At 51.6% G+C, this 13412-nt stretch carries 9 protein-coding genes; 6 read left to right on the forward strand and 3 right to left on the reverse strand.

Going from position 1 to position 13412, the window contains the following annotated elements:
- Window positions 1-19 precede the first annotated feature (19 nt).
- Complete coding sequence (locus B2Q61_RS04295) at window positions 20-1216, forward strand: multidrug effflux MFS transporter (RefSeq protein ID WP_290619848.1); 1197 nt, start codon at window positions 20-22, stop codon at window positions 1214-1216.
- A gap of 39 nt (window positions 1217-1255) precedes the next feature.
- On the opposite strand, the gene B2Q61_RS04300 is transcribed toward B2Q61_RS04295, so the two are convergent.
- Window positions 1256-1930 carry a DUF3334 family protein gene (locus B2Q61_RS04300; RefSeq protein ID WP_290619850.1) on the reverse strand — a complete coding sequence of 225 codons (675 nt, stop codon included), beginning with the start codon at window positions 1928-1930 and terminating at the stop codon, window positions 1256-1258.
- A gap of 54 nt (window positions 1931-1984) precedes the next feature.
- Window positions 1985-2149 (reverse strand): hypothetical protein, encoded by a 165-nt coding sequence (locus B2Q61_RS04305; RefSeq protein ID WP_290619852.1) that lies wholly within the window; start codon window positions 2147-2149, stop codon window positions 1985-1987.
- Window positions 2150-2354: 205 nt separating this feature from the next.
- Between B2Q61_RS04305 and pyrC the strand changes: the two genes are divergently transcribed.
- Window positions 2355-3386: a dihydroorotase gene (pyrC, locus tag B2Q61_RS04310; protein ID WP_290619853.1), complete on the forward strand. Its 1032-nt coding sequence runs from the start codon at window positions 2355-2357 to the stop codon at window positions 3384-3386.
- On the opposite strand, the gene B2Q61_RS04315 is transcribed toward pyrC, so the two are convergent.
- Entirely contained in the window at window positions 3383-4888 is a 1506-nt protein-coding gene (locus tag B2Q61_RS04315) for a YifB family Mg chelatase-like AAA ATPase (protein WP_290622776.1), read from the reverse strand. The two genes, pyrC and B2Q61_RS04315, sit on opposite strands and share 4 nt — an antisense overlap.
- A gap of 185 nt (window positions 4889-5073) precedes the next feature.
- Here B2Q61_RS04315 and B2Q61_RS04320 point away from each other — a divergent pair, with 185 nt between their 5' ends.
- The 4 genes from B2Q61_RS04320 (at window position 5074) to B2Q61_RS04335 (ending at window position 13285) form a co-directional block, all read left to right on the forward strand.
- A complete protein-coding gene (locus B2Q61_RS04320) occupies window positions 5074-7398 on the forward strand; it encodes an efflux RND transporter permease subunit (RefSeq protein WP_290619857.1) in 2325 nt (774 codons plus the stop codon).
- A complete protein-coding gene (locus B2Q61_RS04325; RefSeq protein WP_290619859.1) occupies window positions 7385-8194 on the forward strand; it encodes an outer membrane lipoprotein-sorting protein in 810 nt (269 codons plus the stop codon). The genes B2Q61_RS04320 and B2Q61_RS04325 overlap by 14 nt, the downstream gene beginning before the upstream one ends.
- An 81-nt stretch (window positions 8195-8275) precedes the next feature.
- On the forward strand, window positions 8276-9928 hold the full coding sequence (locus tag B2Q61_RS04330; protein ID WP_290619861.1) for a FimV/HubP family polar landmark protein: 1653 nt from the start codon (window positions 8276-8278) through the stop codon (window positions 9926-9928).
- A gap of 141 nt (window positions 9929-10069) precedes the next feature.
- Entirely contained in the window at window positions 10070-13285 is a 3216-nt protein-coding gene (locus B2Q61_RS04335) for a DEAD/DEAH box helicase (protein WP_290619863.1), read from the forward strand.
- The last annotated feature ends 127 nt before the right edge of the window (window positions 13286-13412 follow it).

Consider the following 13412-nt stretch of genomic DNA (forward strand, 5'->3'; position numbering starts at 1 on the left):
CCAAAGAAGAGTACCTGCAATGCCCCGTTTTGAGCCATCTATCTGGTTGCTGATGTTATTGGCGGCGGTTGTCGCCACTACGCCGCTGGCAATCGATATGTACCTGCCAGCCATGCCAATGATGGCAACGGAGCTGGGTACCAGTATCGGGCTGGTGCAGCAATCGCTAAGCATTTTTCTGGCCGCTTACGGCATCGGTATGCTGTTATTCGGTCCTTTAGCGGATATGTTGGGCCGTCGGCCCCTGGCGGTGTTTGGCTTAAGCGGCTTTATTCTGGCAAGTGTTGCCTTAAGTCAGGTAGACAGCATTGAATGGTTTCTGGCCTGGCGCGCGCTACAAGCGCTGGCGGGAGCAGCAGCATCGGTGGTTGTGCCCGGAATTATCCGACATTTATATCAACAACATACTGCCAAAGGTATGTCTTATGTATCCATGATTATGATGCTGGCGCCTCTGGTTGCTCCTGCGCTGGGAAGTGGGGTTATCTGGCTGGCAAACTGGCAGGCCATTTTTCTGTTTTTAGCGATGTATGGCCTGGTTGTGGTGTTTTTCAGCTGGCGCTATTTACCCGAGATTAAAAGCGATAATGGCCAGCGGCGGCCTGCTTTTTTCAGTGGTTATCTGAAGGTATTCCGGCAAAAATCAGCCTGGCCTGATATTGCCAGTTCAATGTTTGCCTCCTTTGCTTTTTTCTGTTTTTTAACTGCGGTTTCTTTTGTGTATATCGGCTATTTCGGCGTTACTGAGCAAATGTTTGCGCTGCTGTTTGGTTTTAATGTGTTAGCGTTAATGAGCGCTAACTTACTGAACAGCCGGCTGGTGGTGCGTTTTGGACCGCAGCGAATGTTACGCTTTGGCCTGATGGTGGCCCTGGTGTGTGCCGGTTTACTGTGCGGTTTTAACTATGCAGGACTGGGACTGTGGTACACGGTATTTACCATTGCACCATTGATGGCCAGCCTAGGGTTAATGGCTACCAATGCTGACGCGATGATTATCATGCAGTTTCCGGATAACAGCGGCACCGCGACTGCAGTAATTGGTACCTTACGCTTTGGTAGCGGTGCCATAGCCGGGCCGCTATTGGCATGGTTTTACACCGGCGATGCGTTACCGTTTTCGCTATTGATGCTCGCCGGGGTGCTGGCCATTGGCGCAAGCCAATTGTGGCGCCAGTTTTTGTACTCTGGTTCTGCCACCGCAGCGGCAGACTAAAGGGGTATCAGGCTGAAACAGCCGGTGGCCTTGTCAGAATCAGAAACCGAGATTTTTCAGAAAATCATCGTCTACTGCTGGCTCAACATCGACGGTATTTTCCTGACGGTACTGCTGAGCATTCGCCAGAATATCGTCCGGGTTTTCCTGTTCGGTCCGCTCAAACTCTTGCAGCTGAATAAATTCGGTTTTATCCATCGCCAGTTCCATATAAAAAATATTATGCTCTGGTGTGCTGAAGGTGACACGGCGGGCCTGAGGCTGATCGAGCTGGGTGTTAATCAGAATTTGCACTTGCTTGTTAATTGCCATCATTTTCGGTTGGCTTTGATTAATTGAGGTATGTAAATCCAGCCGTACCTTGTTAGTAAAGTCGCCGACGATCTGATTCATCAGTTCGCCCATCACGTTACCCACTTCATCAGAGGTATGAAACTGCGCCAGTTCGTTTTCTGGCATACCCATACTCATCATATATTTGCGATAAATTTCCATCGCAGCCGGTGCCGTAAAGTTGATGATTACCAACCCGGAAAACCCGCCGTCGAATAATACAAAGCAGCCAAGATCAGGTCGCAGGCAGGTTTTCTGGATTTTCTGCACCATGGGTGAGTGGCTGATGGCCGGGTTACCAGCTGCAGAGAGGACACCACTGACGGCCTGACAGAGTGTTAGCAGAATGTCGTCAGTAGTAATAATACGGGTTTTTTTCATTTTATTATCCAGGGATTATTTTTTGACAGTATAAGCCCTTAAACCGAAATAACGCTAAATTTTACAGGCGCCACCGCTACATTCGTCATCGTCGTCACCAAATTGCGGCTCGGCCGCTTTTGCTTCCGCTTCTGCCTGCTGTTTGGCCAGTGCTGCTTCGGCACCATCAAAATCAAGGTTGTTTAAATCAAAATCCAGATCAGAGTCAAAGTCAGACATGGTGTCAGCTCCTGTTTGCGGCAACCTGAGTAGTATTTGCCATGGTATCAGACGCCAAGTGTAGCAAACAGCAGGGGTCGGTTAAAACCGCCGACGCTAAATTAAAACAGCAACGGGGCCACTATTTCCGACTGCGGTTGATTTCACCGCTGCAGATTCCTTGCTATTATAGCCACCATCTTTTCTGTCCCGCCCGGAGCCGCTGATGAGCCATTTAACTATTCAAACCCCCGACGACTGGCATTTGCATTTTCGTGATGGCGATATGCTGCTGGAAACAGTACCGGCCACGGCCCGCCAGTTTGCCCGTGCCATCGTCATGCCAAATCTAGTGCCACCGGTAACGACAGCCGAAATGGCCGTGGCGTATCGCGAACGGATCCTGGCTGCCCGGCCTGCGGGCAGCGATTTTCAGCCACTGTTAACGTTGTTTTTAACCGACAAAACCAGCCGTCAGCAAATTATTGAAGCCAAAGCCGCCGGCGTGGTAGCCGCTAAACTTTACCCGGCTGGTGCTACCACCAATTCCAGTGCGGCAGTCAGTGCACTGGATTCACTGTATCCGGTATTTGAGGCGATGGCAGAGCACGGCATGTTGTTGTTAGTGCATGGCGAAGTGACTGATCATGATATTGATATTTTTGACCGGGAAAAAGTATTTATTGACCGCTACCTGCAGCATATCGTTGCCCGCCTGCCGCAGTTAAAAGTGGTATTTGAGCACATTACCACTGCCGATGCCGCCAGCTTTGTCAGCGAGGCTGGCAGCAATGTGGCCGCCACCATAACGCCGCAGCATTTACTGCTGAACCGCAACGACCTACTGGTAGGCGGCGTACGGCCGCACAATTATTGTTTACCGGTATTAAAGCGTCGCACCCATCAGCAAGCACTGCGGGCAGCGGTAGCCAGTGGTTCGGCGAAGTTTTTCCTTGGTACTGATTCGGCGCCGCACGAAAAGCACCGTAAAGAATCTGCCTGTGGTTGCGCCGGTTGTTACAGCGCCCATAGCGCGATAGAGCTGTATGCTCAGGTATTTGATGAGCTCGGTTGTCTGGATAAACTGGAAGGCTTTGCCAGCCATTATGGCGCAGACTTTTATGGCCTGCCCCGTAACAGCGGCACGGTAACCCTGCAGAAACAATCGTGGCAGGTACCGGCTGAGATCACCCTGCCAAATGGTAATCCGATAGTACCGTTTTATGCCGGTGAAACCCTGAACTGGAAACTGGTTTAGGTTTTCAGATAACTTAGCAGCCGCTCCAGCGCGCGGTAGCTGAGTGCTTCCATCAGATGGGCGCGACTGATGTTGGTTTGCTGCTGCAGGTCGGCAATGGTGCGCGCTACTTTAATTATTTTGTGATAAGTGCGGGCCGACAGCTTAAAGCGGTGAATGGTGTCTTCCAGAAAACGGGCATCATCTTGCTTTAGCGGGCAGAAGTCGGCAATTTCACTGCCACTTAGCCGGGCATTCGCTTTACCCTGGCGGGCCAGCTGAATATCACGGGCCGCGACTACTCGCTGTTTTACGCTGGCACTGCTTTCCTCGGTGCTATGTTGCTGGCTTAGCATGCCTTTGGGCAGCAAGGGCACTTCAATTTGCAATTCAATCCGGTCAATAAAAGGCCCCGATAAGCGGTTTAAATAACGCATAACCTGCTCTGGCGTGGCCCGGCCATCCTCATGATGCCCGGTCGGGCTGGGATTAAGCGCCGCCACTAACTGAAACTGCGCCGGAAACTCGGCCTGGCGGGCGGCCCTGGAGATATGCACAATCCCTGTTTCTAAAGGCTCCCGCAGTACGTCCAGTACTTTGCGCGGAAACTCCGGCAGTTCGTCTAAAAACAAAATACCATGATGGGCCAGTGATATTTCACCCGGTCGCGGTACTGAACCACCGCCGACTAATGCCACCGCTGAGCTGGTATGGTGCGGGCTGCGAAAGGGTCGCTGTTGCCAGTCAGTCAGATTACGCTGCAAGCCGGCAATAGAATAAATGGCGGCGGTGGCCAGTGCTTCCTGCTCGGTTAACGCCGGTAAAATGCCGGGCAGGCGCTGTGCCAGCATCGACTTACCCGTGCCGGCTGGGCCCAGCATTAACATGTTGTGTTCACCGGCCGCGGCAATCTCCAGCACCCGTTTTGCATGGCCCTGGCCCCGCACGTCGGCTAAATCGGCCATATGTTGCACCGGGCGCTCGGGCAATGGCGGAATAGCCGGCAGTGCCTGCTGCGCTAGTAAAAAACTGTGTACCTGCAATAAATGTTCAGCGCCGTGGATTTTCGCTTTAGGTACCTGCTGCGCTTGCTGGGCGTTTAACATGGGCATTAGTGCTGCCCGCCCGGCGTCACGACAAGCGACTGCTACCGGGATTTCGCCCAGAATCGGCCGGATTTCGCCGGATAGTGCCAGTTCACCATAAAACTCGTAGTCGCCGGTACTATGTTCATTCAGCTGGCCGCTGGCAACAATAATACCCAGCGCTATCGGTAAGTCGAAACGACCGCCTTCCTTGGGTAAGTCGGCAGGTGCCAGGTTAACGGTGATTTTGCGGTCAGGAAAGGCAAAGCCGCTGTTGACCATGGCGCTGCGTACCCGGTCGCGTGACTCTTTTACCGAGGTTTCAGGCAAGCCCACCAGCTGAAAAGCCGGCAAGCCATTGCTGATATGCACTTCAACGGTAACCAGCGGGGCATCCAGGCCGTGGCGGGCCCGGCTGTAAACAACAGCCAGTGACATCCTGTCTCCAATATTTAACGTAAACACTGCATTATGTTTAGCATGATGTTAATTTATTGCAAGCTTTATAATAATTACTTGAAAAATCAATAGGAATACAGGTGCTTATTCCCTGCTTAGCCAATTGCCTGCTAAGCTGAGAGACTAAGCGGTATGCCGTTAATTTCAACCTAAGGTAACAACAGATGATTCAGCGCTGGCTCCAGCATATTCTGGCTTATCCACGACTTGTCACCGTGTTATGTCTGGTGCTTATTGCGGGCAGTGCCACAGGTATTGGCAAGCTGTATTTCCGGGGCGACTACCGAATATTTTTTACCGAAGATAACCCGCAGCTGCTGGCTTTTGAGCAAATGCAGCAACAGTTTAATAAAAGCGACAATATTCTGATTGCTGTAGCACCAGCCAGTAAGCAAGTATTCAGTGCCGAAACGCTCGATCTGGTCAGACAATTAACCGAAGCTGCCTGGCAAACACCCTATTCGATCCGGGTAGATTCACTGAGTAATTATCAGCATACTGAAGCGATAGACAATGATTTATGGGTTGCAGATCTGGTTGGCGAGGAGCTGGCACTAACCGACCCTGAACTGGAAAAAATTGCTGAAGTCGCGTTAAATGAGCCGGTGCTGCGCCAGCGACTGGTGGCTGCCGATGGCGCGGTGACTGCAATTAATATTACTCTGCAGTTACCGGAAGAAAACCTGCAGCAGGAAGTTAAAGCGGTGTGGCAGGCTGTTTCTGAGATGCTACAAAGCTTTGAGACGGCTTACCCGGATACCGCGTTTTATGTCAGTGGCGTGGTGGCTATGAACCATGCCTTCGCCTATGAAGCAGAAAACGACGTTAAAACCCTGATCCCTGTTATGTTTGCCGCTATTTTAATTATGCTGGCCTGGTTGCTGCGATCAATCCTGGCCTCGCTGGCAACCCTGGTAATTATTGTGGTTACTGTACTGAGCACATTGGGGCTGGCCGGCTGGGCTGGCCTGTTTTTAAGTACCGCCACTGTTAATGTGCCCACTATTCTGATGACACTAGCGGTGGCCGATTCCGTACATTTAATTGCCTCTATGCAATTTGCATTGCGCCGAGGCGACAAGCGGCTACAGGCGATACAGTACAGCTTAAAACGCAATATCATGCCGGTATTTATTACCAGCGCCACCACTGCGATTGGTTTTTTAACCCTGAATTTTTCTGATGTACCAATATTGCGCGATTTAGGTAATATGACCGCCGTTGGCGTCATGCTGGCTTGCTTGTTCAGTTTGGTTTTACTGCCCGCTTTATTGTTATTTTTACCGATCGGTGCCGGCCAGCGTGCTGATAATATTGCCGGCAGTACTGATAAAAGTACCGATAAAACCATGCTCTGGCTGGCAAATGCCGTGATCCGCTGGCAACGGCCGCTGTTCTGGGGCATGAGTGTGCTGATTATTGGCTGCAGTACCCTGATTAGCCTGAACACCATTAATGATGAAGCGGTAAAATACTTCGCCGCCGATACTGAGTTTCGCCAGGCCAATGATTTTCTGGAGCAGAACCTGACCGGTGCTACCACCGTTGATTTTGTGATAGCCGGTGATGATGCCAGCGCGGTTAATCAGCCGGACTTTTTAGCCGTAGTGGCCGATTTTACTGCCTGGCTGCAAAGCCAGCCGGAGGTGCAGCATGTTAACAGCATTACTGACACTATCAGGCGGTTGAATATGAATATGCATCAGGACGACCCGGCGTATTACCGGCTGCCAGAAACCCAGCAACAAGCTGCGCAGTACCTGCTGATGTACGAAATGTCACTGCCTTTTGGGCTGGATTTAAATAACCAGTTAAATCTGGATAAAAGCGCTACCCGGGTTGCAGTCAGTTTACAGAATCTGGGCAGTAAACAGCTTACCGCCTTTGAAAGCCGGGCGCTCGAATACCTGAGCGAGCATGCCAGCGCGTATTCGGCCAGCGCAGCCAGCACCGCCCTGATGTTTGCCCATATTGGCGAGCGCAATATGGCGTCAATGCTGCAAACCCTGCCGGTGGCGTTGTTACTGATCTCGTTACTACTGGTGGTTAGTTTACGATCGTGGCGCCTGGGGCTGCTAAGCCTTATTCCCAATATTACACCTGCTCTGGTCGCCTTTGGCTTATGGGGGCTTATCAGCGGTGAAATTAATCTGGCGCTGTCGGTGGTAGCCGGCATGAGTCTGGGCATTATTGTCGATGATACCGTGCACTTTCTCAGTAAATACCGGGCGGCCAGAGTGGAAGGGCAGGCAACCGAGCAGGCAATACGCTATGCTTTTAGCACGGTAGGGCGGGCGTTGTGGATCACCACCGTGGTATTAATCACCGGTTTTGGGGTATTAATGCTGTCGGGTTTCAGGCTTAATTCTGATATGGGCATGTTAACTGCACTGGTGATCCTGGTGGCACTAATCATCGACTTTTTGTTTCTGCCAGCTTGCTTATTAAAATTTGATGCCAAGGAGTATAAAACTGATGCGACAACTTAGGCCCGTTTGGTCAGGCGCGGTATTTCTTACTTCAGCCCTGCTGCTGGCTATACCGGCAACCGCTGATCCAGCACAAGATGATACAGAAAAAGGCCTGCAAATCGCCACCGAGCAAAAGCAGCGGGATACCGGCTGGGGTGACAGCGAAAGCAAGGTACTAATGGTGCTACGGGATGCCGGTGGTAATGAAAGCATCCGGCGGATGCGTACCCTGGCATTAGAAGTTATCGGCGATGGTGATAAATCGCTGATTATTTTTGATGAACCGCGGGATGTGCGGGGGTCGGCGTTTTTAAGCCATTCTCATCCGACGGCAGAGGACGACCAGTGGCTGTACCTGCCGGCGATAAACCGGACCAGACGGATTGCCAGTCGCAATAAATCCGGACCCTTTATGGCCAGTGAATTTGCTTACGAAGATATGGCATCGTTCGAACTGGAGAAATATCAGTTTCGTTATTTGCGTGAAGAAGAATGCAACGGTCTGATGTGCTATGTGATTGAACGGATCCCTGCCGATAAATTCTCGGGTTACAGTAAAACTATCGCCTGGATTGACCAGCAGCATTACCGGGTGCAGAAAATTGAGTTTTACGATAAAAAACAGAGCTTACTTAAAACCTTGGTTGCCAGTGACTATAAATTATTTAAGGATAAATACTGGCGGCCAATGCTACTGCGGATGCAAAATCATCAAACCGGTAAAAGTACCGATCTGGTAGTCGAAGAACTACAATTTGATGCTGGCCGTAGCGCAGCAGATTTCGATGTTAATGTACTGGACCGACTGCGCTAGACGGCCCAGCCCGGGAAATACCGAGGTACTATGATTAACCTAGCTGCTCAGTTGCACCGAAGCAGGGTGGCCGGATTACTGTTGGCGATACTATCGCTGACGATAACCTTACCCGGCCAGGCATTGCAGGCCAGCGAACTTGGCCCGGTCGTCACGACCGATACATTGTGGCGGCTTGCGGTGCAGGCCAGACCGGACGATACGGTTGGCATGCCGCAAGTGGTGTATGCGTTATGGCGCAATAATCCTGCGGCCTTTGTTAATGGTGATATCAATAAATTGCGTACTGGCACTGTGTTGCAAGTGCCCAGCCGTGACCACATGCTGGCAACTGAACTTGCTGCTGCCCGGGCATGGTATTATCAGGCGATTAGAGGGCAAAAAGTTTCTGCTATTGCACCTGCCAACCCTACCAATCACCATGCTAAAGCAAATATTCCGGTGTCCGCCGCCGTTGTTCCTGCGGTACAGTCGCAAGCAAGCAGACAGCAATTTGTCAACGCGCCGGCTGTTGCGCCAACAGCGCCAGCGGCGGTCGCCATCACAGCCGATACCCGACACCAGGCTGTCGCAGCAACACAACCATCGCATGCTCAGTCAGAAAGCAGCTTTAGTTTACGCCAACAGCATCAATTAACCGCAGCACAGCGTTATTTTGGTCAAACCGGTGCGGCAGGTCAGGCCAGGGCTCATACGATCGTCAGTTTGTTGTCAGACTGGTCGTGGCAGAATGAAGATGGCAGCCAGCATTTTCAGCTTACCCCATTTTTGCGTTGGCAGCAGCGCGACAGCACCAGCAATTTATTGGATTTGCAACAGGCCTACTGGCGGTATGCAGCCAGCAACTGGGAGTTTAAGGCCGGTAGCGATATCGTGTTCTGGGGTGTCAGTGAATCACAGCGCCTGGTCGATGTGATCAATCAGGTGGACATGGTCGGCGGGGTGGATATGGAAGCCCGGTTGGGCCAGCCGATGCTCAGTTTTAAGGGTTGGAACAGTGCCGGCACCCTGGAGTTATATTTACTACCGTATTTCAGGGAGCGATTATTTGCCGACCCCGCTGGCCGGCTAACAGCACCCTGGCCAGTCGAGCATGACAGTGCTATATATGAATCGAGCGACGACAGGCGCAATCTGGACTTTGCCTTGCGCTGGTCGCAGCGTTTTAGTTCATTGGATTTGGGGCTGAGTTATTTTGCCGGCAACAGCCGCGAGCCGCTGCTGATTGCCCAACCGGCACAGCAACAACTACAGCCTTATTATTTTCAGATGCAGCAATTTGGTGTCGATGCCCAGTATGTGGCAGGTGACTGGTTATGGAAGCTTGAAAGTATCTACCGGCGCAGCGGCCCGCAAGAGTTTGTAGCCGCAACAGCTGGTTATGAGTATACCCGGGTTGGCGTGTTTAACCGAAGCTGGGATTTAGGCTGGCTGGCAGAATATCAATATGACAGCCGTGGGGTACGGGCGTCGGTAACGGGTCAGAATGACATTTTTGTTGGCTGGCGGCTGGCGTTAAATGATGTGGCCGGCAGCGAGATATTATTTGGGGTACTGCAGGATTTAGATCGCAGCCATAGCCGCAGTGCCAGGCTGGAAGCGTCGATGCGGCTGAACAACAGCCTGCGGCTGCGCCTGAATGCCTGGTTGTTTCAGGCCGATGATGTAAGCGATGTGCTATACAACCTGCGCCGTGACGATTATCTGGAACTAAGTCTCGACTACTATTTTTAATGTCCTATTTTGTTGAAAAACGACCAGTAACTGACAAAGACGCTTTGGTCTGCCAGCAAAGTAAGCTAGCATGGAGGTTTTCGTTGGCGTCAGGTTTTGTCCATGCCGCCAGAAGTCACTTCAGTATGAGTTAACGATATTTTGAATAGCCCCACCGAACAGCATGCTTTTCCCCTGGATGAAGACCGTCTGTTGCAATGGTTTGACAGCGCCACCCTGCACCGTGCCCGGGCTTATTTACAAGCAGGCAAAGTACTTAAACTAGAATACAGCGATGATTTAAGCCAGATCAGCGCCCAGGTCTGGGGGGCGGGCTTTTCACCGTACCGGCAAAATATCGTGCTGGCACAAACCGACCATGGCTGGTCGCTGCGCGACAGCTGCAGCTGCCCGGTCGGCCATCGTTGCAAACATATTCTGGCAGTATTGCTGCGTTTAAAGCGCGACTATTCACAGCAGCAGCTGCGCATAAAACAGCTGCCGCAATTAAAGCTGGATAACTGGTTTACCGAGCTGGAGCAGCTGCAGCAACCCGTGCAGGATGACAATGGAGACACCGTGCTGTATTTACTGAGCTACGGTCAGGCGGGCCTGCAACTTTATCCACGGCGGGTAAGGCCGATGAAAAAGGGCGGCTACACTAAAGGCCAGGCAATCGGCAAATACGATTTAGTCAGTCCACAGCCCCCCTCCTGGCTTAATGACAGTGATTATCAGTTGCTAACCTTGTTTCGCAGCCATAACCTGGCCGAACAGTCGGTGCTGGAAGATAACTGGGGATATCAGCTGCTGCAGCAGCTACTGGCAACAGAGCGGTGTATGTTCAGCGAAGCGCGCTATCCGCTCAGTTGGGCAGAACAGCGGCCACTGGAGTTAAGCTGGCACAATAGCAAAGCGGGTCAGCAGTTAGGTTGGCAAATTGGCGATGACCACAACAGCGTGCTGGTTTTTACTGATCCGCCTTGTTATCTGGATACCGATAGCTATCAGCTGGGGTTGCTGGTTACGCCGTTGAGTGGCCGCGAGTTAAAGCTGCTATCGAAAATGCCACCGGCACCGGCAGCATTGTTGCAAAGCCGACTGGGCCGTTTGCAGCAATTATTGCCGAAAATCAGCCTGCCAATGCCCGAGGGGTTAGGCGTTGAGCAAATTAATGTTGAGCCGACCCCGGTACTGCAGTTAAAAATGTTGTCACGCCACAGCAAAGGCCGGCAAGAGCCGGTTGCCTTACTCAGTTTTGATTACGACAAGCAGCGATTGCCGCTGGATTTACAGGCGCTGCAAACCGAGGTGCAGCAAGGTTCGCGTACCTATTTTGTTAAACGGCACCGGGCCAGTGAAACCGCAGCGCTGGAAGTATTACTGGAGCTGGAGCTGCTGAGCCTGCCCACCTTACCTGCCCCGAACGAGCAGCAAGCGGCGTTTGGGGTGGGAGATGGCCCCGATAATCCTGAGTTGTGGCAGCCTTTGCTGCAGCAGCTCGACAGCTTGCGCGACGATGGCTGGCTGGTAGAGCAGGCCAGTGACTTTAATCTGGATATTCTGGCAGCAACGCCCTATTTGCAGGTGCAGGACGGTAAAAAAACCGGGTTTGAATTAGGTATTCAAGTCGACGTTGATGGCCAGCAGGTACCATTGTTACCGTTAATCAGTCAGTGGCTGCGCCAGAATGGCCTGCCCGGCGATAAGCAGCAAATCTGGCTTAGCTTACCGCAGGGAAAACTGGCGTTGCCAATGAGTTTAATTCAGCCGCTAATCGATACTATTGTCGAGTTGCTGAATATGCACAAGGCGCCGCTGACCCTGGAATTGCCCGACTTTAAAGCCGCGATTTTACCGCCACCCGGCGCGGCTGAAATTCAGTATTTAAATGCCAACCGTCTCGCCAGCCTTAACCAGCAACTGCATAATTTCAGCGGGATTACCGATGTCGCTTTACCAGATAATCTGCAGGCAACGTTGCGGGCATATCAGCAACAGGGCTTAAACTGGCTGACATTTTTAAAACAGTATGGCTTAGGGGGCGTGCTGGCCGATGATATGGGACTGGGTAAAACCCTGCAAACGCTGAGTTTTATTTTAAAGCAGTATCAACAGGGTGAGCTGCAACAGCCGGCGTTAATTGTTTGCCCCACCAGTTTGCTCGGCAACTGGCAGCAGGAGGCGCGTCGTTTTACCCCCGATCTAAAAGTACTGCAGGTGTATGGTCCGAAACGGCGGCCCTTGTTCGAACAGCTGGCTGATTATCAGCTTATTGTTACCAGTTATCCGCTGTTGGTGCGCGATATAGCCCTGTACCGCCAACATCGCTTTAGTGTGGTGGTGCTGGATGAAGCGCAGCACATTAAAAATGCTGGCAGTCAGGCTGCACAAAGTGTCCGGGTGCTGCATCGCGATTTCAGTTTGGCATTAACGGGAACGCCGCTGGAAAATCATCTGGGCGAGTTAAAATCATTATTTGATTTTGTGCTGCCAGGTTTGCTGGGTACCGAACAACATTTCAGTCAGGTATATCGTAAGCCGATAGAGAAACATGGCGACGCTGAACGGGCCCGCGTATTACGCCAGAAAATAGCGCCGTTTATGCTGCGTCGGACTAAGGGGCAGGTCGCAACCGAACTGCCGGAAAAAACGGAAATAGTGCAGTTGCTGGAGCTGGAAGCGGACCAGCGCAACCTGTACGAAAGTATCCGTTTAATTATGGAAACCAAGGTGCGTGAGTTGTTTGTGCGCAAGGGGGTGGCGGCCAGCCAGATTGAATTTTTAGACGCCTTATTAAAACTGCGTCAGGTGTGTTGTGATGCCCGCTTAGTGCCGATAGAGCAGGCACAATCGGTGCGCCATAATGCCAAATTACAATGGCTGCGTGACACCCTGCCTGAAATGCTGGAAGAGGGGCGGCGCATATTATTGTTCAGTCAGTTTGCCAGCATGCTACATTTAATTGAGCAGGAACTGCAGTATATGGACATAAGCTACAGTAAACTGACCGGCCAGACTAAACAGCGCCAGACCCAGATTGATGCGTTTCAAAACGGTGAGACTGAGGTGTTTTTAATCAGCTTAAAAGCGGGCGGCACCGGCTTAAACCTGACGGCAGCGGATACCGTTATTCACTATGATCCCTGGTGGAATCCGGCGGCAGAGCAACAGGCCACCGATCGGGCGCATCGTATCGGCCAGGACAAGGCGGTATTTGTTTATAAATTGATAGCCCGCAACACAGTAGAAGAAAAAGTGCAGCAGTTACAGAGCTTTAAGCAAGGCCTGGCAGATCAGTTGTTAGGGGGCAGTAAAGGCCAGTTATGGCAGGGTGAGGCGGCTGACTTATTGGCATTGTTTTCCAGTGACGAATAAGCTTGCCGGAAAACAGCTCCAGCCACAGCAGTAACATTGTTATTAAGCCGTTAAGAATGTAATATCGATGCGTTTTTATCGGGCGCAATGACAGGCTTAACCAGCCAGCGTTGCATAGAAACACAGA

The sequence above is a fragment of the Arsukibacterium sp. UBA5043 genome (assembly GCA_002415085.1).
GTDB lineage: Bacteria > Pseudomonadota > Gammaproteobacteria > Enterobacterales > Alteromonadaceae > Alishewanella.

What these genes read in the sequence shown, in the direction of transcription:
- B2Q61_RS04295 (WP_290619848.1), top strand. Translation starts at nt 20, where the DNA reads ATGCCCCGTTTTGAGCCATCTATCTGGTTGCTGATGTTATTGGCGGCG.
- B2Q61_RS04300 (WP_290619850.1), bottom strand. Translation starts at nt 1,930, where the DNA reads ATGAAAAAAACCCGTATTATTACTACTGACGACATTCTGCTAACACTC.
- B2Q61_RS04305 (WP_290619852.1), bottom strand. Translation starts at nt 2,149, where the DNA reads ATGTCTGACTTTGACTCTGATCTGGATTTTGATTTAAACAACCTTGAT.
- pyrC (WP_290619853.1), top strand. Translation starts at nt 2,355, where the DNA reads ATGAGCCATTTAACTATTCAAACCCCCGACGACTGGCATTTGCATTTT.
- B2Q61_RS04315 (WP_290622776.1), bottom strand. Translation starts at nt 4,888, where the DNA reads ATGTCACTGGCTGTTGTTTACAGCCGGGCCCGCCACGGCCTGGATGCC.
- B2Q61_RS04320 (WP_290619857.1), top strand. Translation starts at nt 5,074, where the DNA reads ATGATTCAGCGCTGGCTCCAGCATATTCTGGCTTATCCACGACTTGTC.
- B2Q61_RS04325 (WP_290619859.1), top strand. Translation starts at nt 7,385, where the DNA reads ATGCGACAACTTAGGCCCGTTTGGTCAGGCGCGGTATTTCTTACTTCA.